Source organism: Streptomyces sp. NPDC001858 (genome assembly GCF_053594615.1).
The window spans coordinates 16,233-35,074 of sequence record NZ_JBSFEV010000057.1; the positions used below are offsets into that span (position 1 = coordinate 16,233).

Annotated in this window: 16 protein-coding genes and 4 pseudogenes; 3 read left to right on the forward strand and 17 right to left on the reverse strand. The window is 70.4% G+C overall.

Annotated elements, in window-relative coordinates; genetic code table 11:
* Positions 1 to 708: 708 nt before the first annotated feature.
* The 6 genes and pseudogenes from ACWCPF_RS41775 to ACWCPF_RS41800 form a co-directional block, all read right to left on the reverse strand.
* Positions 709 to 1,011: pseudogene (locus ACWCPF_RS41775) on the reverse strand (transposase); the annotation flags it as partial.
* A gap of 356 nt (positions 1,012 to 1,367) precedes the next feature.
* Positions 1,368 to 1,970 carry a hypothetical protein gene (locus ACWCPF_RS41780; RefSeq protein ID WP_451050374.1) on the reverse strand — a complete coding sequence of 201 codons (603 nt, stop codon included), beginning with the start codon at positions 1,968 to 1,970 and terminating at the stop codon, positions 1,368 to 1,370.
* Positions 1,971 to 1,975: 5 nt separating this feature from the next.
* Entirely contained in the window at positions 1,976 to 2,539 is a 564-nt protein-coding gene (locus tag ACWCPF_RS41785; RefSeq protein ID WP_451050375.1) for an RNA polymerase sigma factor, read from the reverse strand.
* Positions 2,540 to 2,860: 321 nt separating this feature from the next.
* The gene (locus tag ACWCPF_RS41790) at positions 2,861 to 4,225 is read right to left on the reverse strand and encodes a DUF317 domain-containing protein (RefSeq protein ID WP_451050376.1); all 1,365 of its coding nucleotides are present in this window, start codon (positions 4,223 to 4,225) and stop codon (positions 2,861 to 2,863) included.
* Between the two features lie 66 nt (positions 4,226 to 4,291).
* A complete protein-coding gene (locus tag ACWCPF_RS41795; RefSeq protein WP_451050377.1) occupies positions 4,292 to 5,425 on the reverse strand; it encodes a DnaB-like helicase N-terminal domain-containing protein in 1,134 nt (377 codons plus the stop codon).
* Positions 5,425 to 6,705 (reverse strand): DNA cytosine methyltransferase, encoded by a 1,281-nt coding sequence (locus tag ACWCPF_RS41800; RefSeq protein ID WP_451050378.1) that lies wholly within the window; start codon positions 6,703 to 6,705, stop codon positions 5,425 to 5,427. Before ACWCPF_RS41800 ends, ACWCPF_RS41795 begins: the two co-directional genes overlap by 1 nt.
* 461 nt (positions 6,706 to 7,166) lie before the next feature.
* Between ACWCPF_RS41800 and ACWCPF_RS41805 the strand changes: the two genes are divergently transcribed.
* Complete coding sequence (locus ACWCPF_RS41805; protein ID WP_451050379.1) at positions 7,167 to 7,727, forward strand: SMI1/KNR4 family protein; 561 nt, start codon at positions 7,167 to 7,169, stop codon at positions 7,725 to 7,727.
* Positions 7,728 to 7,783: 56 nt separating this feature from the next.
* On the opposite strand, the gene ACWCPF_RS41810 is transcribed toward ACWCPF_RS41805, so the two are convergent.
* From ACWCPF_RS41810 to ACWCPF_RS41855, 10 genes and pseudogenes are all read right to left on the reverse strand, one after another.
* The gene (locus ACWCPF_RS41810; protein WP_451050380.1) at positions 7,784 to 8,707 is read right to left on the reverse strand and encodes an alpha/beta fold hydrolase; all 924 of its coding nucleotides are present in this window, start codon (positions 8,705 to 8,707) and stop codon (positions 7,784 to 7,786) included.
* 137 nt (positions 8,708 to 8,844) lie between these two features.
* Positions 8,845 to 9,321 (reverse strand): hypothetical protein, encoded by a 477-nt coding sequence (locus tag ACWCPF_RS41815; protein ID WP_451050381.1) that lies wholly within the window; start codon positions 9,319 to 9,321, stop codon positions 8,845 to 8,847.
* 142 nt (positions 9,322 to 9,463) lie between these two features.
* Positions 9,464 to 10,165 (reverse strand): hypothetical protein, encoded by a 702-nt coding sequence (locus tag ACWCPF_RS41820; protein ID WP_451050382.1) that lies wholly within the window; start codon positions 10,163 to 10,165, stop codon positions 9,464 to 9,466.
* A gap of 179 nt (positions 10,166 to 10,344) precedes the next feature.
* Complete coding sequence (locus ACWCPF_RS41825) at positions 10,345 to 10,803, reverse strand: XF1762 family protein (protein ID WP_451050383.1); 459 nt, start codon at positions 10,801 to 10,803, stop codon at positions 10,345 to 10,347.
* The gene (locus ACWCPF_RS41830) at positions 10,800 to 12,593 is read right to left on the reverse strand and encodes a TraM recognition domain-containing protein (protein ID WP_451050384.1); all 1,794 of its coding nucleotides are present in this window, start codon (positions 12,591 to 12,593) and stop codon (positions 10,800 to 10,802) included. Before ACWCPF_RS41830 ends, ACWCPF_RS41825 begins: the two co-directional genes overlap by 4 nt.
* Positions 12,594 to 12,626: 33 nt before the next feature.
* Complete coding sequence (locus tag ACWCPF_RS41835) at positions 12,627 to 12,752, reverse strand: hypothetical protein (RefSeq protein ID WP_451050385.1); 126 nt, start codon at positions 12,750 to 12,752, stop codon at positions 12,627 to 12,629.
* Positions 12,753 to 12,921: 169 nt separating this feature from the next.
* Positions 12,922 to 13,905: pseudogene (locus tag ACWCPF_RS41840) on the reverse strand (DUF317 domain-containing protein); the annotation flags it as partial.
* A gap of 74 nt (positions 13,906 to 13,979) precedes the next feature.
* Positions 13,980 to 14,812: pseudogene (locus ACWCPF_RS41845) on the reverse strand (DUF317 domain-containing protein).
* Positions 14,813 to 14,932: 120 nt separating this feature from the next.
* Positions 14,933 to 15,067 carry a hypothetical protein gene (locus tag ACWCPF_RS41850; RefSeq protein WP_451050386.1) on the reverse strand — a complete coding sequence of 45 codons (135 nt, stop codon included), beginning with the start codon at positions 15,065 to 15,067 and terminating at the stop codon, positions 14,933 to 14,935.
* 280 nt (positions 15,068 to 15,347) lie between these two features.
* Entirely contained in the window at positions 15,348 to 15,962 is a 615-nt protein-coding gene (locus tag ACWCPF_RS41855; protein ID WP_451050387.1) for an IS5 family transposase, read from the reverse strand.
* A 92-nt stretch (positions 15,963 to 16,054) separates the two neighbouring features.
* Between ACWCPF_RS41855 and ACWCPF_RS41860 the strand changes: the two genes are divergently transcribed.
* Positions 16,055 to 17,257, forward strand: a complete 1,203-nt coding sequence (locus ACWCPF_RS41860; RefSeq protein WP_451050388.1) for an IS110 family transposase — start codon at positions 16,055 to 16,057, stop codon at positions 17,255 to 17,257.
* Between the two features lie 17 nt (positions 17,258 to 17,274).
* On the opposite strand, the pseudogene ACWCPF_RS41865 reads toward ACWCPF_RS41860, so the two are convergent.
* Positions 17,275 to 17,622: pseudogene (locus tag ACWCPF_RS41865) on the reverse strand (transposase); the annotation flags it as partial.
* Positions 17,623 to 17,834: 212 nt separating this feature from the next.
* On the opposite strand from ACWCPF_RS41865, the gene ACWCPF_RS41870 reads away from it, so the two are divergent.
* Complete coding sequence (locus ACWCPF_RS41870; protein ID WP_451050389.1) at positions 17,835 to 18,326, forward strand: methyltransferase family protein; 492 nt, start codon at positions 17,835 to 17,837, stop codon at positions 18,324 to 18,326.
* The last annotated feature ends 516 nt before the right edge of the window (positions 18,327 to 18,842 follow it).

Consider the following 18,842-nt stretch of genomic DNA (forward strand, 5'->3'; position numbering starts at 1 on the left):
ACGCCTGGGTGCCGGGGTAGAGGTTGCCGAAGAAGTAGACGATCTCGGAGCCGTGGTAGGCGCCCCGGATGTCGTGGTCGGGGCCCGGCGGGCGGTGCGTCCAGAAGTACGTGTACACCGGCCGGTCGGCGCCCCTGGTCCAGTCGGTGCCCCAAAGGTACGTGGAGACACGGGAGTTGTCGCGGATCGCGTCGTTGCTGGCGAGGGCGGCCTCGTCGTCCGTGCCTGCCGGGTAGAGCCGCAGGAACTCGTCGGCCATCGCGTCGAACTGCCGCCGCGCGGCGCTGACGTAGTCGTCCAGGGTGACGTGGACGGGAGGGGCGCCGGGGCGGTCCGGGTAGCCCGTCTCGCGCCAGTGGTCGAAGGCGGTCTCGGGGACGGCCCCGCTCTCGTCGAGGTTGTTGCCGGCCAGGTACCAGACGTCGTTCTGGGCGCGGGCGTCGTAGGTCGCCCGGTACCCGGCCGGCAGTACCCAGCCGTCGACGACAGGCCGGAACAGCGGTGGTTTCGCCACGGACTTGGTGTCGACCGTCTCGTCCTTGAGCGAGGCGCCGTCCGTGAAGTCCTGCCAGGGCAGGGCGCGCAGCTGGGTGAGCGTGGTCGCGCCCTTCGACGCGCCGTAGGCGGGGCCCTGCTCAAGGGCGGTGTTCATCCGGCGTAACGACACGCCCAGGTAGCGCAGTTCGGGATCGCTCGGGCAGCGGACCACAGTTGGACGCCCGGATGCGGGCGTTCCTTGCGCACGATCAGCCGCATCCCCGCCGGCCAGTCCTCGAGGCAGTCGCCGTCGAGTTCGGCCACCCAGGCCCCGTCGCGGATCTCGCCGCCCGGTTCGACGGCGACCGTCCAAGCGGTGGCCGGGATGCGGAGCACCGCGGCGTGGATGGCGTCGGTCATGGTCATGCCGACCGAGTACGACAGCCACCGGCCACGCTTGGCGAGCCAGGCCACGAACTCGTGGGTATCGCCACCGGAGTCGGTTCGGATCAGTGTCTGTCGTCCGCGCCGGTACGCCGTCCAACCGATCGCGCACCCACATCGTGGCCGTGCTCCGCGGATTGCTCGCCCGTGCCATCCGCACCGTCAACGGCGGAATCACCCGCCCCGAAACCGAACCGTTGCCACTACGGTCACCCCTCCGACCGCCGAAACCGCCCCGCTGCCACCAGCGCAGCATCACAAGGACATGAACACAGCCACGATCGGCAGGCTTCACCCCACCGAGTGAAGATCACCAACAGCATCGGTTCCGTGAATCCCCAGTTCAGAGACAGTCGGGCGGTTCACGAGTCAGTTTGGGAGAGGTTGACGAGATCCCGTCAGATCGAGCCGATCGGGCGGGATCCTTCGTTCTCCGTGGCAACTGTCTAGTTCGCGCTGCTGTCGGTGCCGGCGTTGCCGGAGTCACCAGTGTTGGAGGTCGAAGTGCCGGTGCCGCCGGTGGGGAGGCTGACGCAGTTGGGCGCCTTGCCTTTGACCAGCACCATCGAGCCGGTGATCCCGCTGGAGGACTTGCCGAAGGCGACGACCGCGGTGTACCCGGTCGGGACCCCCTTCACATCGACGGTGACCGAGCCGTCGGCACCGGTGGCGGCCGTGACGTTGGTCGCCTGGTGGCCGGCTGCGGCCTTCGCCAGCGCGTCGATGCTCGTGCAGCCCGAGCGCACCGGCACTGCGACCACCGGCAGGCCCAGGGTGTGGAGCTTGGCGTTGGCTCCGGCCGTCCCGGAGGGCCGGGCGACCTGGACGGTCACCGTGCCGTCGGCGTTCTGCGTCACCGCGTAGGCCGGGCTGCTGCCGGTCAGCGTCACCGTCGCGGCGGCCACGCCCGCGGTGGCCAGAGTGCCGGCGGTGAGCCACATCGGGCGGCTTCCCCGGCGCGTCGCGGGCGCGGGCGGCTGCGTGCGCTGGAGCGTCGGCCCGTGCTCCTCCATCAAGTCGGCGAAGAGCTGGTCTGCGAACTTGGTCATCGTCATCACTCCTGGTCCTGTCGGTCGTCTTCCGTCGTCTTCCGCAACCGGCTGCGCGCCCGCATCAGCCGCATCCGCAGCGCCCCCGGCGACATGCCGAGCGCGGCGGCTGCCTCCTTCGGGCGAAGCCCCGCGATGTCCACCAGCTCCACCACCGAACGGTCCAGCGCGGGAAGCGCCGTCAGCTCGGTCACCACCCTCCGTCCGGCGCGCTCCGCGTCGATCCGGTCGAGCAGTTCCTCCACCTGATCGCCGTCCAGTTCCCGGCGTCCGGCCAGGCGCACGGTCTTCTCCCGCTGCTGGCTGTGCGCTTGGCAATGCGCGGCGTAGATCCTCCGCGCGATGCCGAAGACCCAGGACCGCGCGGTGCCCTTGCGTGGGTCGAAGGTGCCGAACGAGGTGATCACCTGGACGAAGGTGTCCGCAGTCAGATCCGCCACGGTGTGCGGATCGGCACTGCGTCGCGCGAAGTACGCGGTTACTGCGTCCACGTGCGACCGGTAGAGCCGTTCGAACTCGGCGGCGGAGTCAGCGGTGCCGTCCTTGGCGCTGTCGGGGGCATTGCCCACGGGGGGCCGTGGTGGATGCCGCGGCTGAATCAGCTTCTGTCGTGGTTGTGTTGTCGACTTACTCACACCCCTAGTTGCCGATCCGCCGCGAAATCGTCACACGCCGGCCGGGACAGCGTCCTTCAAACCTCTTGCCGCAGTCCGGTGAATCCCCAGGTCAGGAACCGGAACGGGGGATCGTTTCGGCAGTGTGTTTCCTGCCGTGGCGAGTAAGACGGTTGAGGATGTGTGCTGTTTCCCGGGACAGATGCGATACCGGGCTCACGAGGCGCAGGGCTTCCCGTCGTGCGGCATCAGCGGCATGAGTCGCTCGTGTCCGGTTCAGAGACCGCGGCTGATCGTGTGCCCGGTCGCCGGCGGGGAGACAGCCGGCGGCGAGGGTCGGAGTCGGACGCTGCGGGGGCGCCTTGCGGTATTGGTGCGTCGGGTGCCGGTTGTGTGGGCGAGGGTCTCGGAGAGGTGGGCCAGCAGCGAACGCGGGGTGTGCGGGGACGCGGTAAGGGCCCAGGTGGGTCGGTCGGGACCTCGACCGGCCCAGATGGTCCAGGTGGCGAGGTTCTGGGTCGGATGCTGGGCGGCGAAAGCGTCGAACTGGACGCCGGTGTCACCGGTGGGGGACGTCCACCGGATCCATCGCCCGTCCACAGTGTGCTTCCACCCGGCGTCGGAGAGGGGCTGCACAGCGGCGGCGACGGCCTTCTCGTCGACCGGTGCGCCGACGGCCGTATCCCAACCGTCGCCATCGGCGAGGTGGTCCAGCAGCCCTTGGAGCACCGGGGCGGGGGTAGCGCCGGTTGTGGTGAGGACCCAGGTGCGATCAGAGACGGGTGTCTCGTAGGCGGCCACGGTCCAGGCGGTCTCGCGAGGGTGGCTCTCGTGGACCCGTTCGATACGCAGGGTTTGGGATTCGTGGATCGCGTGGGTGGTGTCGTCGGACCAGGTGCGCCACTTCGCCCACTCGCTGTGCGTGTCGAGGAATGCGTCGAGGAGGGCGTCGTGGTCGCCGGCATCGGCCGCGTAGAGCGCGACGGTTTCCGCCTCCGGGAGGGGCGGAGCGGGCTGGGCTGCGGTGAGGGCGGGCGGGGTGCGGGCCTGGGCGGCGGCGCGTTCGGTGTCGGTCAGGGGCGCTGGGCCGGGGCGCATCTCGGCGCCGTGGACCTTCTCGAAGGCGAGCAGGGCCTGAGCGGGTGAGTCGAAGGTGTCGACGATCTGGCGCAGGTGGTCTTCGCCGTGGAGGTAGACGGACTTGCCGTTGCGGCCGAGGTAGCTGCCGACCGCGACGGTGGTGTAGCCGTCGTGGGTGTGGATGAGGAGCCGGCCGTGGCGGATGTCGTCGTGGATCTTCTGCGCTTCGTTGGAGACCTCGCGGATCTCGCTGCGGGTGCACCACGGCACCGGATAGTTCGCCCAGGTCCATTCCTCGTCCATGGCCTCCCGGAGCCGAGGGGTGATCTCGACGGCGATTCCGCCGGCGGACAGGTGCCCGGCTGTCTTCTCGGCCCAGTGGGGCTCCTCGTTGTCGATGCGGACCAGGACCAGGACGTTGTCGGCGACGACGGCCCAGTCGGCTGCCTCCAGACCCAGATGGGCGACGTGAGCCTGGGCGCCGGTCAGGGAGGCGGTGACGGCGCTGGGATGGGTGGGGTGGGTGTCGAGGCGGACGTGGGCGTCGATGGGGGAAGTCATGTGGCGTGTCGTCTCTTCTGCCGGTGGCCGGGCCTTTCGGGTCCGGCCACCGGCGTGTGCGGGGTGTTAGCGGGTTGCTCGCGCGGCGCGGGCCGCGTGTGGGGACGTCGTGGGCGGCGGGCCGGCACGGGTGGGTGGCGCGGGTCGCGGTCGTGGCGGCGGGACCGTTGAGGTGGCGTGCTGCCAGCGGGCGCGGACGGCGCCGATGTCGGCGAGCAAGCGGCGGGCACCGACGACGAGCTGGAAAGGGGTGTTCGCCGGATCGCCGACGTACGCCTCGATGCGCCGGCCGGTGTGATCGGCGGTGGCCAGGAGGGAACGCTGCAGGGCGCGCTCGCCCCAGTGCTCCGTGGAACCGGCCGGTTCGGCCAGCATGCGGAGCACCTCGCCTGGTTCGCTGCCGTCGTCCAGCAGGCCGCGCTGTCGGGCCTCCCACAGGACCGTGACGGGGTCGATGGGCTCGCCGCGGCGGGCCAGGGCGGTCAGGCACTGCCACAGGCCGGCGTGCAGGGGCCGGGTGAAGTCGCCGGGGAGCAGCCACCGGACCGACTCGATGCCGCCGGGGTGGGCGGTGGCGGTCGCGAGCAGCAGCCGCTCCTCCTCGACCGCCGTCGTGTGGTCGGGCTCCACGGGTGGTGGAGGTGCCGCAGTGCGGGGCAGGACGCCTGCGCGGGGCGGGAATCGGGCTGCGATGTCGTCCACGACCGCGGCGAGCGCGTCGGCCTCGGCGAGGACCGTCTGGGCGGGATGGGGGAGGGAGGCGTCGTGGACGGTCCGGACGAGGCGTTCGGCGGCCGTCTGCAGACGGCGGCGGGCATGTTCGGCCTCGATCATCCGCGCGTAGGCCGGGGCGTGTTTGGGCCAGGGGCAGGCCTGGATCAGGGTGTGCAGGTAGGCGGCGGTCAGCCCTGGGGCCTGTTCGCGTGCGGCGGCGAGCACCGCGTTGAGCCAGCCGACGTACGGGGCGTGCGGGAGGGGATCGGGGGCGGGCAGAGCGCGGATCGCGGCAAACAGCGCGCCGTGCGCGGCGTCGGAGAACGAGTCGGGCCCGACCCCGGCTGTGTCGGTCAGGCGGTGGGGTTCGAGGAGGAGGGCGCCGAGGAGGGCCTGCTCGGCGTAGTGCAGGGGCGGGGGCGGATGCGTCTCGGGCAGGCCGTCGAGGCCGCCGTCGTCCTTGTCGGGGGCGGGTGTGGGGGACATTAGGCGGCCAGGGTGAAGTCGTCGGGGTTGAGGGGAACGCGCAGGTGCGGCGCGAGGAGGTGGCCGGCGAGCAGCGGGGGCACGGCGTTGCCGATCTGGGAGAACTGCTGGCCCTTGTTGCCCTGCCACGGGTACCCGGCGGGGAACGTCTGGAGGACGCCGGCCTCGCGTGCGGTGATCCGGATCGGCTCCGGCGCGGGCGGCGTGGCCTCGGCTCCGGCCTCCGGCGTTGTGCCGGCAGGCTCGGCGATCCAGGTGCACTCGTTCGCGCGGTGTCCGAAGAAGAGTGTTCCGGCCGGTTCTGTGGCCGGTCTGACGGTGGCGTTGGCCTGGTTGTTGCTGCGCAGGGACCAGGACCAGCGGTGCGCTTCAGCCGTGAACGTCGGCGCGGGGGCGTCGGCGGGGCGGTTGTCGCGGACGCCGTGCCGGGCGGCCCAGCCTGCTCCTTCCCGGCGGGACTTGAGGACGATTCCGTCGGCACGGGGTGTCCAGGTGCCGCGGTCGCGGGCGTCGGAGAGGGTTTTTCGTGAGCCGGAGGGGAAGGGCTCGGGGCCGCCGCCTGGCCCGCCGCCGGCACACACGGTGGGGACGGGCCGGTCGGTGGCGCCCCAGCCGAGGGCCTCGGCCATGGACACCCAGCGGGCGCGGCCCGGCCCGAACAGCGATTCGGGCTCGGCGACCTGCGCGTGGGTGGGGGCGGGCGGTTGGGCCGTGCGGACCCGGGAGGCGAGCAGGATCGCACGCTTCCTCGTCTGCGGTACGCCGTAGTCGGCGGCGTTGAGGATGCCGGTCCACACGGAGAACCCCCACCGGCGCAGGACGGCCGCGTACTGCCGCCACAGCGGCAGCACGTCGGGGACCTCCTCCATGGCGACCCACTCCGGCTCGCCCACGGTGTTGAGGGCGTGGAGGTAGCGCATGGGTTCGGCGGCCAGGAGGCTGCGCTCGTCCCGGCAGGCGGCGAGCAGTTTGGCGCGGGTGTCGCGGCCGGCGGCGAGATCCGCGACGGCCTGGTGCACCAGTGGCTGGTCCACCAGGCCGAGGCGTTTGCCGGCCATGGACCATGCCTGGCAGGGCGGGCTCGCGATGAGCCCGACGGTTCGTCCGAGGAACGGCCGGACGGGATACCGGGCCACGTCCGTGCGAATCGTCGACTGCCCTGCTGCCGCGCGGGTCTTGCAGGCCCACTCGTCCCATTCCAGGCCCACGTCCCGTGCGCCGAGGACCGTCAGAGCGTGGCTCCATCCACCGGGCCCCGAGAACAGGTCCAGAATGGTCAAGAGGCCAGTCCGAAGTCGTCCTGCACCGGCTCGGTTTCACCTCGGCAGGCCCACGGGGAACAGCCGTCGGCGACGCCCTGCTCCAGCTGCTCCAAATCCTGTTCTGTATCGGTGATTTCCTGCTGTAGCGCCGCGCATTCGGCTGCGGTGACGTGGTCGATCGGGGCTTTGCTGAGCGGGACGCGGGAGCGGTGGAGGAATGCTTCGCCGAGCAGCCTGTTGCCGGTGGCGTTGGCGCGGGCGTTTCCCTGGCGGATGGCCGCGTCGAAATTTACTACGTCCTGCCATTCCTCTGGGGAGTTGTCGCGGATGTGTCGCCATTGAGCGTTCCCGTGGAACGGACAAGTTATTGAGAATTGAGACAGGGGTGTGACCTTTCGGGAGGCAGGGGGTTGGCGAGGTGCAGGTGGTGGCGCCGCAGCGCGCGGGGCGTTGTCACAGCCGGGTGGTATCTATGCCGCATGAATATTGATCAAGCTGACCCTGCTGAGCTGGCGGCGCTTCGTGCGGCGTTCGACGTCGATGACGGAGGCGAATCGGCTCTTGGCTGGGAGGCAGTGCATGCCTTCGAGGCAGAGCACGGGATCGTGCTGCCCGAGCCGTATCGGACCTTCGTTGCTGAGATTACGGACGGTTCGTATTCCGGCCCGCCCGAGTACGGACTGCTGTCAGTGGCGGAGCTGCCAGACGACTGGGGCGACGACGAGCAGGAACGCGACCTGAGCAAGCCGTTCCCGCTGGCGGAAGCATGGATGCGGGAGGAAGACTCGGACCAGTCCGAGGATGCCGACGAGATCCTTGAGCAGGTCTACAACCACGGCTCGATCGTGCTTGGCACCGACGGGTGCGCGATGAACTGGCATCTCATCGTCACCGGACCTCACCGAGGGCACGTCTGGCTGATCAGTGACGTCGGTGCTGTCCCCTTCGGCGAGCAGTTCGGGTTCACCACTGCTGCGCCTGGCTTCGCTGGTTGGGTCCGCCATTGGGTTGCGAACAAGCCCTGGTATGACGCTGCGTGAGTCTTCAGGAGTGCGGGCTGTGGCGGTCCTCTCCAGTTCCGATCGACTTCATGAGCTCAGTGAGAGGGACGAAGCTGTCGGCTGTCCCCAGTTCCCTGGGCGTCGGGCCCGCGGGTGTCGGCGAGGCGGGCGATGTGGGTGCTGATGAGCGCGGGGTGGCGCACAGGCAGGCTGTGCGTGGCGCGGGGGATGATCTCCAGCCCGGCGGCGGGCAGGCGGTCGGCCAGCTGCCTGGTGCGGGCGGCGGGGATGTGCCGGTCGTCCGCGCCGGCCATCAGCAGCAGCCGCGCGCCGAGCTGCTCCAGCACGGGCAGGCGGCGGGCCCGGTAGACGCGCAGGGCCTGCCAGAGCGCGGCGAGATCCGCGGTGGGAGTGTGGCGCACGCCGTGCCGGCACGGCGGCGGTGCGTCGATCGCCCCGGTCGCAATGCGGGGTGTGAGGGCGTAGGGGTGGGTGTCGGGCAGCAGGCGCCGCAGCCGGTCCACGGCCCGCGGTGCGTGGGTGCAGGCCAGGGCGAACAGGCTGCGTCCGGCGGCCAGAAGGAGGGCGCGCGGGCTGCGGCCGGGCAGCACGCCCGCCCCGTGCGCGGTGGCCGAGAGCAGCACCATGCCCCGGATGCGGGGCAGGAACTGGGGCCGCAGGGCGGCGAGTTCCTGCAGGACGAGTGCGCCCAGGGAATGGCCGGCGAGCACGAGCGGCCCGGTCGGGGCGAGGGTGTCCAGGATCTGGTTCAGGTCGTCGGCGAGCTGCTCGATGGTCATCGGCGCCTCGCCGCGCGGGGTGTGGCCGTGTGCGCGCTGGTCGTAGCGCAGGACGGTGAAACCGAGGCCGGTGAGATGTCGGGTGTGGACGCGCCACAGGTCCGCGGTGACCGACGCGCCGTGCACCAGCACGATCGTCGCGCCATCGGCCTGCGGGCGGGCCGGGGTGTCGCGGTAGACGGCCAACGGGGTGCCGTCAGCGGCGGGGACCGACAACACGTCAGTGCCAGAACGGGGATTGAGCACAGGAGATCTCCGGAAGGGGATACGCGGGGTAGTCGCCATGCTCCGTACAAGCGACGCGGGGACGCTGCCCGTTGGGCCCGGGTACTGCGGCTGGCCTTGCTGTGCGGCGGTCAGCGGAGGCGGGCGCGGGGTGCCCGGGGCGCTGGGATGCTGGGGCGTGAGGTGAAATGCGGCGGCGGAGCGGGCGGCCGGAGTTCGGTCGCTGTGGACGAGTAGGCGCGTCCGGTGAGGTGGTTGAGGACAGCCAGGCCCTCGAACGTCAGTGCCAGACGCTGGCCCACGACGGACGCGGGGTGGGCGGTGTGATCGCGGTAGGCCAGGCCCTTGCGTTCCAACGCGTGCCAGGTCGTGAGCGCGATGTGCGTCGAGGACTGGGTGTCCACGTGGTGCGAGCCGTTGCTCCGCTGCCGGACTCGGCTGGGCGTCAGCGCGACAACCCGCAGGGCCGCGCGCAGCTGCCAGGTCAGCCGACGTGCGATCGACGACAGCTCGGGCGGAGAGAACGGGACTTCAGCAGGACCGCCGGGCTGGGTGACGCTGTGCCGTGGGGAACGAGCCGGAGGGTCGGGCGGGACGGCGCGGCTCATCGCGCGCGCCCCGGGGACTGCTTCGTCGCAGCCGGCGTCACGGCCGCTGCTCGGGCAGCGGCCGTGGTGGTCGTCGCTGCGCGGGCGGGCTTCTGGGCGTACAGGGCCAGCCTCCCGGCCGCGGTGACCGTGACGCTCCGGTTTACGAACGAGGAGGGGCCCTGCTGGATGCGGACCAGCTTGCTGTCCGCGAGCACGGTGAAGGGCTTGCCGTGGAGGGTGTGCTGCCGTCGCCGGCCCGCACGCTGTCCCGGCCGCCCTGCAAAGACCGCGAGACGCTGGCGCCGCCCCGGGCGATCTTCTCCAGCACCGTGTACTGGGCGCGGGTCAGCTGCGGAAGCGGCGGCCTGTGCTCCGGGTGCTTCTTGAGGTCGCGCATGATGCCCGATGCGGTGTAGCGGCAGCCGGTTGCACACAGGTCCAGCTGCTGCGCGGCGTCGCCCAGAGCCTCGGCCACACGAGGGGCAGCCTCGGCGTGCCGGGCCGCGCGGACCGTCGTGTTGTCCGGCGTTGTGTCGTCCAGCGGCGTGCCGCCGGCGAAGGCGGCCCCTTCCAGCGGGTTGCTTTTTACCGCGCTCGCGAGGTCGAGAGCGGCTATGGAAGCCGATTCCACCACGGAGCTGAGCATGTCCAGGGCGGAGCGGCTGCCGGGTACGACGGTGTACTGGCTGCCGTCGAGGGCGGCCAGCCGCACCAGGGTGCGGCCGGTCAGCTCGTGCACCTGGGCAATCTTCGGCGCGAGCTGTTCCAGCGTCTCGCTGCCCAGCTGCGCCTTCAGCGCGCTGACGCTGGTCTTCAGGACGTCGAATTCGGTGCCGAGCCGGCGGAGTTGGTCGACCTGCATGGGCAGATCGATCTGGCGGATGGCGATGGGGGTCTCCGGGGAGGTCGGTGCGGTGCGGTGTGGCCTCGGCCGTGTGGCCGGGCCCGCCAGGGGCGGCGGCCGAAGCGCGGTGAGGAGCGCGTCGGTGGTGGGGAGAACAGAGGGACGGCGTACGGCAGGCCGGTGCGGGCTGCGGGTTGTCAGGGGGCTTCCCAGAGGAACCGGGCGGTGCGGTCGTTGCCGTGGTCGGGGCGGGGCCGGGAGGGGGTGTGCCATCCGTTGCGGGGTGGGCGGCTGGCAATGACGTGCCAGCCGGCGCCGCGCAGTGACGCGCCGCTCTCGCCTTCCTGCGTGTAGGTGATCAGTCGCCGGTATCCGAGGGCTTTGGCTGCCCGCCACGCTGCCCCGTACAGCAGGGAGTTGGCGTTGGGTGCGCCGTCGCTGGCGGTGCGGGTGACTTCGAGGGTGGTGCCGTCGTCGAGGTGGCGGGCGACCGGCCGGCCCACGATGGCCACGGCACGCAGGGTGCCTTCGCCGTCGGCGGCTCCGACGGCGAAGATCTGTCCGGCGGGCGGAAGGTGGTGGCGGTGCCAGGTGCGCACGAATTCCTTCGCTTCGCGGGAGCGGACCGGCACCGGGTGCAGCCGGGTTCCGTTCATGAGGCCTCACGGAAGTCGGGCTGGGCGGGGGTGTGTTTGGCGACGGCGCGTGCGGTGATGCCCTTAGAGGCGCGTGCGGAGGCGGCGGCCAGGTCGGCGGCGCCGGGCTCGGCGTACCAGGGGCGCAGGTCGAGCATGGCGGCGCGCAGGCCGGTGCCGAAGAGGAGGGCGGTGCCCTTGGGCAGGGCGCGGATCGCGTCCGCGGGCAGGATCCGTTCCTGCCGCATGGACACGGAGGTCGACTTCCCCGAATCGGAGACCGAGGTGGAGGTGGTTTCTACGTCGTGGTCGCCGATGAGGCGGGAGAGTTTGTCGGCGAAGTCCGGGTCGTCGATGCCGGAGCCGATCACCTTGACGGTGGAGGCGGACCACATGGCGTCCATGCCCGCGTCGCCCCAGACTTTCTGGCCCTGGCGGTAGGACTGCAGGATCGTGATCGGGATGATCCCGCGCGAGCCCAGGTGCGAGTACAGGTCGGGGAGATCACTGATCTTGCAGACGTTGGCGGCCTCGTCGAGGATCGCGAGCATCGGCGGGTCGAGGCGTCCGCCGGCGCGTTCGGCCTGGGCGGTCGCGGCCCGCATCACGGAGTCCGCGCATGCGGCGATCAGCGCTGACGATCCGCCTCCGCCGTCCTTCGACAGCAGATAGAGCGTGTCCGCGGAGACGGTGAACGCGGACGGTTTGAACTCGCGTACGTTTTTCTGCGGGGTGACCCAGGCGGCGATCTCGCTGTCCAGCAGGGCTGCGGCGTACTGGCGGGCGGTCTCGTAGATGCCGTCGCGGGTTTCCGGCGGCGCCGCGACGGTGCCCTTGAGCTGGGCGGCGACGGCCGCGAAACGGTGGTCGCGCAGGATGTCGAGCGGGGCGCGGTCGGCGGGGAAGGCCAGCCACTGCATGACGTCGGTGATCGGCCGCTCGTCGAGGGCTGCGGCGAGGAAGAGCTGGGCGAGGATGTTGGATGCGGCCTTGGACCAGAAGTCGCCCTGCTGAGAGGCGTCCACGCTCGCGGCGAGGAAGTGGCCGGCCAGCCGTCCGGCTCCGTCGAGGGTTTTGGCGTCCGCCAGGGGGTTCCACCACATTTCGCGTGCGGCGTGCGCGATCTGCTGCGGGTCCATCGACCACACGTCTCCGACGTCGGCGCGGGCGTCGTAGGTGGCGGTGAAGGCGTCGCCGGCGGCCTTGTTCGAGGTCAGCAGCACCGGGCCGGGCGCGGCGAGGATGGAGGGGATGGCGAGTGAGGTGGTCTTGCCCGAGCGGGGCGCCATGATGGCGACGGCCACGTCCTCGTAGCCCATGCGCAGCTCGTGCCGGGTGCCCTGCAGGTTGCCGAGCAGGATGCCGGTGTCGCGGGCCTCGATGCGTTTGGCGTCCTTCAGGCTCGGGCGCAGGGAGCGGGCCTTGCCGGTGATCGCCTTGGCCATCAGCGGTTCGATGTCCCCCGCCTTGGCCATGCCGGCGACCTTCCTCTTCCGGCCGCCGCCGCGGTTCCTGTACCGGGCCCACACCATGCCCGCGGCCGTCGCAACGGCAAGGAAGAGGGCCACGGGGACGATGCGGGCGCCGATGAGCACGGACGTTTCCCCTGCGTCGGGCCAGACCTGCTCGGGGTGGAACAGGGCGGTGGTCGGCTGGTAGGAGGCCCAGCGGGCGCCGGTGAGATGGGCGGTGATGTTGCCGGACAGCCAGGCGAGGTGGGACAGGGGGACGACGACGGCGAGCACGCCCAGGAACAGGCGCAGGACGAGGTCGTACCCGTCGGTGTTGCTGTCGGAGGAGGAAGGGGGCAAAGGGCTGGATGCTTCCGGGCGGGGAGGGAGGGATCAGCGGCTGCGGCTGGTCTTGGACGATGCCGTTCGCGCGGGCATCGGGCTGGCCGGCGGGGCGGCGGTGTGCCGGGCGGCGAGGGCGTGGACGCGTTCTGCCAGCGCTCCCGCGACGAATGCCATGGGCATGTCTGTGGTCCGGCGGGTGACGACCTTCGGGTCGTGGGTCGGCAGACCGCGCCCGCTGCCGGTGCGCGCTATCGGCTCCGGGTCGGCGAGTGCGGCGGTGAACGGTGACCAGGCGGGTGGGAGTGTGCGCGCCGAAGCGGGCTTGCCACGCCTTCTGGTGCAGGCCGAGCGTGACGGTGATGAACCAGGCTTCCGGTTGATCCGGCGTTCCCAGGCGCTCTAGGTACGCCGTCTTGTCGGGCGATACGAGGCCATGGTCGCCGTACGGTGACCAGCCTGTCTGCCGGAGCGGTTCGTACGGATCGGACGGTGCGTCCGCGTCCGCGGTTGGGGCCGGATCGGTGAGAGCGTCGGTGACGGCGGCGATCAGTTCGACCGGGGTGCGGGCTCCGAAGCCGGCGTACCAGGCGGGGCGGTCCGGGCCGGCGGCGTGGTGCAGGGTCCACCACGGTTCGTCGGGGTCGGGGTCGGGTGCCAGGTCCAGGATTGCCTTGTGGTCGGGGCTGGTGAGCATGACGTGGGGGATCAGGGGGTCGTCGCCGCGGCTCCAGCCGCAGGCGCGGTGGAGGGGGACGGTGATCCAGGCGGGGTCACCGGCGCCGGCCAGGTGGCGCGGGGCGATGAAGTCGACCTCGACGGTCTCGGGAGACGGAGGCATGGTCACTTCCGTTTCCGGGGTTCGCCGCTCGGCCGCGGGTGCCGGAGCCGGTGCCGGTGCGGGCGCGAGAAGCGAGGGGGCTTTGCGGGCGGCGGTGTTGATCTCGCGGAGCGTCTTGCCGTGGGTGGCCCAGTCGTCGAGGTAGCTCCACGACTCGGCGTGGTACTCGGCGAGGGCGTCGTCGAAGGCGGTGGTGCCGGGGCTGGCGGTGGGGGGAAGGGCGTCGCGGGTTTCCAGCCACTGCTCGTGCAGTTGGTCGAGCCGGTCGAGGGCGGCGTGCAGGACGCCCAGCTGGTCGACCCAGCGGCTCTGTACGGCGTTCTCCGGGAGACGGACCAGTTGCGTCTCTGCTGTGGCCAGCAGGTGGCGGGCTCCGTGCCGGAGCGGCTCGAACGCCTGGGCGGAGTCGGCGTCGCGCTGGCTCGCGCGCAGCCCGTAGGCGTGGTCGTCGTAGGGCCAGCCGTCGAGGATCTTCTTGCTGTCGCTCATGTAGCGGTCGAGGTGGCGCAGGAAGTCGCGGTGGGTGCGGTGATCGGCGGAAATGGGGGAGAGGTCCTGTCGGTTCAGCGGCGGGCGGCCGGCGGGGCTGTGCGGGCGCGCGCCGGGGTCGTCGCGGGTGTGGTCTGCTGTCGGCGGGCGGAGCGCGCCCGGGCGCGGAGCGACTCGATACGGGCGGTGTGCGCGTCGACCTACCTGCTGCGGACGCAGCGGGCTGGGCTCCTGCACGGCGCTGTAGTGGCCGGTGCGTTCGAGCATGCCGCGCTGGAGCGGGCTGGGGTCGGTCAGTGCGGTGAGGAACGATTTCACGAGGTGGGCGGGGGTGCGCTCGTCGAAGTAGGCGTGCCAGATGCGGGGGCCCGGGTACTGTCCGCGGTCGGGCTCGCGGGTCTCGACGTGCCAGGACGGCCGGGCGCTGAATTCGCTCAGCGGGCGCAGCTCGATGTGGCACAGGGAGTCCGGCGAGTGCGCCGAGCCCTCTGAGGCGCGGTGCCAGCCTGCCGAGGTCACCGGTTGCCACGGGTCCGCCCGCTGCTGTTGTGGTGGTGGCGGGGAGGTGAGGGCGTCGGTGAAGCCGGTCAGGACTTCGGCGGGCAGGAGTTCGCCGAACTCGGCGTACCAGTTAGGCCCGTTGTCGGAGGGCTCGGTCCGCAGTCCGCCACCACGCGGAGGTGGCGGACTGCGGACCGAACTGCAGGCGGTGGCGAAGGTCGGGGCTGCGCAGGACGATCTCGGCGCTCAACGGGTCGGAGACGATGCTCCATCCGGCGGCGGCCAGGCTGTGGGTGACGTGGCGGGCGTCCCCGGGGCCGGCGAGGTGGCGGGGGCTGGTGTCGTAGGGGATCTGCCCGGTGTGCTTGTCGGCGAACGCGGCGAGCTGCCGTTCGCTCACCGGCACCGGCCGCACCCCCCCGGGCCGCCGTGGTGGCGCTGCCGTACAGGTCGCGGAGATCGTCCAGGACGTAGTGGAGGGTGTGCTGGTCACTCTGTTCCCGCGCGGCGGTGCGCAAATCGGTGATCAGGAGGTCGGCCTGCGCGGGGTGTCGGGGTGTTCCTGTATGGCGCGGGCGAGTGCGCGCAGGGTGTCGGCGAGCTGGACGGGCAGGCCGGTGTATCCGTCGAGGAGGGGCTCGACGAGGGCGAGGGCCTGCACGGGGTCGGGGTTCTGGCGCAGGTGGCCGGTGAGGTCGGAGAGGGTTTCGGTCAGTGTGCGCAGGGTGTCCGGGCCAGCCGAAGCGCGATAGCTGACACACAGGCAGGCTTGTTGTCAGCCGGCAAGCGGCCGTAGTGAGCAGGGCCGCCTTTCGGGTCTCCTGTCGCACTGAAGCTGTCGGATTCTCAGTTGTTCTCATTCATGGTGTCGAATTCTCGCTACGGCGCATGCTGAATAGCAGTGTTTGCTTCGTTCATGGGGTTTGATCTAAGACCGTGTCCTATGTGGTGAGGCGGACGAGCCGCTTGTAGCAGCAGATGGCGGCAGCAAGTCCGAGAAATGCCAGGTAGTTGCGGGGATGGCGCTCGTAGCGGGGGCTGAGTCTGCGATAGCCGGACAGCCACGACATCGTGCGCTCGATCACCCACCTCCGACGCCCTAAGCGTTCGCTGGACTCGATGCCCTTGCGGGCGATGCGCACTCCGATTCGCTTGCCACGTAGCCATCGTCGCAGGTCGGGTCGGTCGTACGCCTTGTCGGCGTGTAGGCGCTGGGGCTTGAAATGGCGGCCGCGGTGGGGGTCGTGTCTCGTTTGGTGACCCGCCACCATGGGCTTCAGTCCCTCGCTGTCGTGGGTGTTGCCGGCCGAGATGCCGACGAGGAGGGGCAGTCCGTTCGCGTCCGACAAGACGTGCATCTTCGAACCCGGCTTCCCCCGGTCCACGGGGCTCGGACCTGTGTGTTCGCCCCCGTTACCGTTTTCGTGGCCCCGCGATGGGGTTCCCGGCCTCCGGGCCCGGCATGACTTGGGCCCCTTGTCGACCATGGTCGAAAAAGTGGTGTCACCGGGCCCGGAGGCATTGGCAGACCGCTGATCAGGGGCATGACCGCTCATCCCGTTCCGGGGTGAAGCAGGCCTTCGTAACGTGGATGCCGGCACGCTGATGCCGAGGGTGAGGCCGGGGAGAGCACTGCTGGGGAGGGCACGTGAACGGCACTGGCGGGATCGACATCTACGTCGGTTTGGATGTCGGTAAGGGTGAGCATCACGGCACCGCGCTTACTCCAGCGGGCAAGAAAGTGTTCGACAAGCCATTGCCCAACAATGAACCGCGGCTGCGTGAGTTGTTCACGAAGCTGCAGGCCAGGCATGGCGCCGTGTTGGTCGTCGTCGACCAGCCAGCTTCGATCGGAGCCCTGCCGCTGGCTGTCGCCCGCGACGCGGGCTGCCGTGTCGCCTACCTTCCCGGCCTGACGATGCGACGTATCGCCGACCTCTACCCCGGCGAAGCCAAGACCGATGCCCGGGACGCGGCGATCATCGCGGACGCGGCCCGCACCATGCCGCACACCTTGCGCGACCTTGCACCGGACGACGAGACGATCGCCGAACTGAACATGATCGTGGGCTTCGACGACGACCTCGCCGGCGAGGTGACACGCATCAAGAACCGTCTGCGCGGACTCCTCACCCAGCTCCACCCCTCGCTCGAGCGGGTCCTGGGGCCCAGACTCGACCATCCGGCCGTGCTGGTTCTCCTTGAACGCTACGGTTCACCAGCCCAGTTGAGGAGAGCCGGACGGCGACGACTGATCTCGATAGTGCGGCCCAATGCCCCGCGCATGGGCGAACGTCTCGTCGAGGACGTCTTCACCGCACTCGACGAGCAGACCGTCGTCGTCCCGGGCACCGACGCTGCCGCATTGATCGTGCCCAGCCTCGCAACCTCGCTCCGATCCGTGCTGGACCAGCGGAAACTCCTCGCCGCAAGGATCGAAGAACTGCTGGAGGCCCACCCTCTTTCCCGAGTCCTGACCTCCATGCCCGGCATCGGGCTCAGGACCGCAGCCCGCATCCTCATCGGCGTCGGCGACGGCAGCAACTTCGCGACCGCTGGCCACCTGGCCGCCTACGCGGGCCTGGCACCCGCGACCCGCAGATCCGGCTCGTCCATCCGCGGCGAGTATCCCTCCCGGCGCGGCAACAAGCAGCTCAAGAGAGCCTTCTACCTCGCTGCCTTCGCTTCCCTGTCACAGCCGGACTCACGCACCTACTACGACAAGAAACGACGCGAGGGAAAACACCACGTCGCCGCCATCGTCTGCCTCGCCCGGCGCCGCATCGACGTACTCTTCGCCATGCTCCGAGACGGCACCTTCTACGAACCCGCCACGGCCGTCGCCGCTTGACGAAAACCATAGGGGCACTTTTTAGCCCTGACGTGGGCGGTGTCGAGGACGACGCGGGTGACGTCGATGAGGCCAGCGTCGTCGAGCCGGTGCAGCACAGCCTCATGGAGGCGGTCCCAGACACCGGCTCTCGACCAGATCAGGAACCTGCGGTGAGCCGTCGACTTCGATATGCCGAAACAGGGCGGCAGTTGGTGCCAGGCGCAGCCGCTGACCAGGACGTAGACGATCGCCGCGAACAGCGTCTCATCAGGAGTGTCCTGCGTTCCGCCGCCTTGCGGCCGCACCCTCGAGGGCGGGATCAGCGGCTTCGCGATCTCCCACAGCCCGTCCGGAACAATCCAACTCCACGTACCCCGCCCCATGCACGGACCAACGACCGCCTCACCACATAGGACACGGTCTAAGTTCTCTGGTCGCGTTCTCGCTGCACCCGCCAAAGTCGTTTTCGGCAGGTATGTGGAGCTTGGGGCGGCGATGGACACCGCAGCTTCGCCGTAGCACCGATCGGGGTCGTGGGCACCGGATGCCGACAGTCCCGTTTACTGCGTGGGGGCGGGGCGGCCATCCTTACCGCATGCGCAGATTGATGGCGTCCATGGGGAGTTCGGTGTTCATGGCGCTGGCACCGGGCACGGTGGCCGGGGTTGTGCCCTGGTGGGTGACGGGGTGGCAGGCCGGGCACTGGTGGCTGCCCGTCCGGTTGCTGGGCGCCGTGGTCCTGTTGGCGGGTACGGTGGTGCTGGTGCACGCCTTCACACGGTTCGTCATGGAGGGGCTGGGGACTCCGGCGCCGATCGCACCCACCGAGCATCTGGTGGTGGGCGGGCTGTATCGCCATGTGCGCAACCCCATGTACGTCGCGGTCACGGCGTCGATCGGCGGACAGGCACTGATCCTTGGCCGACCGATTCTGCTCGCCTACGGGCTGCTCGCCGCAACGGTGATGTGGGCGTTCGCCAGATGGTACGAGGAGCCGCAACTGTTTCGCTCGTTCGGCGCGGAGTACGAAACCTACCGCCGGGCGGTACCGGGCTGGTGGCCAAGATTGCGCCCATGGCAGGGCTGACCCCCAGGGCACACAACGGGCCCGGGCCGCGCCGTGACCGGGCTGTCGTCGCGCAAGGAACCCACCAGACCGGCCAGGAACACATGGAGTGGACCGAGCGTCCCGTCGTCGTGAGTTGTTTCGTCGGTGTGGAGGACCAAGATTCATCGGCTCCCCCGACTGTGCTGAGCGTCTGGATGCAGCACAGCACCGTCTCAGGGAGAGCACGAGCAGCTTCACCGAAGACCCGACGGCTGAGTCGGCTGTCCTGCCGTCAGTCCGCTTCCGTGAAAGCCATGTCCTTGGAGAACCCCGAGGGTCAGCGTTCTCCATCGACTTGGCAGCCCAGCAGCTCAGCGGCCCCCTGCCCGCCAGATGCACTGCGAAAGGACATCGGGGCAGTGCCCGGGCCGGCGGCCGACCCGGGCACCCGGTTCACGCCTCTACTCCATGAACTGGAAGGTCCACGCCTGGCGTTGGTTGCTGACGTCGAGTGGCCTCAGGGCGATGCGGGGCGGGAAGATCCGCAGCAGGCTG

Excerpts from the sequence above, each read along its gene's own strand:
- ACWCPF_RS41780 (WP_451050374.1), bottom strand. The coding sequence starts at position 1,970 with ATGACCAAGTTCGCAGACCAGCTCTTCGCCGACTTGATGGAGGAGCAC.
- ACWCPF_RS41790 (WP_451050376.1), bottom strand. The coding sequence starts at position 4,225 with ATGACTTCCCCCATCGACGCCCACGTCCGCCTCGACACCCACCCCACC.
- ACWCPF_RS41795 (WP_451050377.1), bottom strand. The coding sequence starts at position 5,425 with ATGTCCCCCACACCCGCCCCCGACAAGGACGACGGCGGCCTCGACGGC.
- ACWCPF_RS41805 (WP_451050379.1), top strand. The coding sequence starts at position 7,167 with ATGAATATTGATCAAGCTGACCCTGCTGAGCTGGCGGCGCTTCGTGCG.
- ACWCPF_RS41815 (WP_451050381.1), bottom strand. The coding sequence starts at position 9,321 with ATGAGCCGCGCCGTCCCGCCCGACCCTCCGGCTCGTTCCCCACGGCAC.
- ACWCPF_RS41820 (WP_451050382.1), bottom strand. The coding sequence starts at position 10,165 with ATGCAGGTCGACCAACTCCGCCGGCTCGGCACCGAATTCGACGTCCTG.
- ACWCPF_RS41825 (WP_451050383.1), bottom strand. The coding sequence starts at position 10,803 with ATGAACGGAACCCGGCTGCACCCGGTGCCGGTCCGCTCCCGCGAAGCG.
- ACWCPF_RS41835 (WP_451050385.1), bottom strand. The coding sequence starts at position 12,752 with ATGGCATTCGTCGCGGGAGCGCTGGCAGAACGCGTCCACGCCCTCGCC.
- ACWCPF_RS41855 (WP_451050387.1), bottom strand. The coding sequence starts at position 15,962 with ATGAGCGGTCATGCCCCTGATCAGCGGTCTGCCAATGCCTCCGGGCCC.
- ACWCPF_RS41870 (WP_451050389.1), top strand. The coding sequence starts at position 17,835 with ATGCGCAGATTGATGGCGTCCATGGGGAGTTCGGTGTTCATGGCGCTG.